Origin of the sequence: Negadavirga shengliensis, from assembly GCF_042652345.1 — a bacterium.
Classification (GTDB): domain Bacteria; phylum Bacteroidota; class Bacteroidia; order Cytophagales; family Cyclobacteriaceae; genus Negadavirga; species Negadavirga shengliensis.
On sequence record NZ_JBHSJJ010000036.1, the window covers coordinates 1 to 1283 of the forward strand.

Consider the following 1283-nt stretch of genomic DNA (forward strand, 5'->3'; position numbering starts at 1 on the left):
ATGGGGCGCCTATTCCCGGGGCGACTGTATCGGTCCCGGGGACCAATATAGGTACCGCCACGGATATCGACGGGAAGTACGCCATCACGGTGCCGGAAGGAGCGACCCTGGTCTTTTCCTTTATCGGTTTCGAAAGCCGGTCTGTGGAGGTGGGGAACCGGAAGGTCATTGATGTTACTCTGATGGAAAGTGCCCAGGCTCTGGACGAGGTTGTGGTCGTGGGTTATGGCAGACAGGAGAAGGTGAACCTTACCGGTGCGGTCGGCGTAGCCGGATCGGACAGGTTGGTTAACCGTCCGGTGGCCAATGTGGCGGAAGGTCTTCAGGGCGTTATCCCAAACCTCAACATCGAACCGCAAAACGGTGATCCGGCCCAGAGCCCCGCTTTCAATGTAAGGGGATTCACCTCGATCAACGGGGGGCAGCCCCTGGTGTTGGTGGACAACGTGCCCATGGACCTGAACCAGATCAACCCCAATGATATAGAAAGTGTCTCCGTGTTGAAAGATGCCTCCGCGGCAGCGGTTTATGGGGCCAGGGCAGCCTTTGGGGTGATCCTGGTGACTACCAAAAGCGGCCAAAAAGGCAAGGTGAGTGTTTCCCTGAACAGCCAGTTCTCCTTGGCCAAGCCCATTTTCAATATGGATCCGATTACCGATCCACATGAATTTGTTAATGCCAGAAACATAGCCAATATCAGGACCAATGGCGTTCCCACATACGATCAGGATATGGTGGAAGGAACCAAAAGATGGTCAGAAAACCCCATCCCGGAAAACGAATGGGGCGTGGTGGACGGTGCGCTGAGGTTTTATGGCTTCAACAATTACCAGAAAGACATCATGACCACGTTTGCCCCGACCCAGCAGCATGACCTGACCATTTCCGGAGGGGGAGAAAACTCAAATTATTTTGTTTCCTTCGGCCATCTTAACAAAGACGGCTATCTGGACTCGGACAGAAATGAGAATTTCAAACGGTACAACGTCCTGATGAAAGGGGATTTTCAGGTCACCGACTGGCTGAAGCTCGAGGAAAAAGTGATCGTAAACACGCGGCGAAGCGACAAGCCTTATTTTTACAACTGGGACGTAAACATCAATTCCCTGGCGCGGGTGAATCCCATTATGCCCATACAGTTTCCTGACCTGCCCCATTACCTGGAGCCCGGTGACCGGGAACAGTACGAAAGATACATAGGTATGTATTTCGGCGGGACCAACTTCTGGCCTTACCTGGAAGACGGGGGGCGTTCCACCTGGACATCCAACGACATCTGGCTC

Annotated in this window: 1 protein-coding gene; it reads left to right on the plus strand. The window is 53.4% G+C overall.

Going from position 1 to position 1283, the window contains the following annotated elements; all coding sequences use genetic code 11:
- Positions 1 to 1283, plus strand: a 1283-nt coding sequence (locus ACFPFU_RS25520; RefSeq protein WP_377069559.1) for a SusC/RagA family TonB-linked outer membrane protein, incomplete at both ends; no start/stop codon positions are given.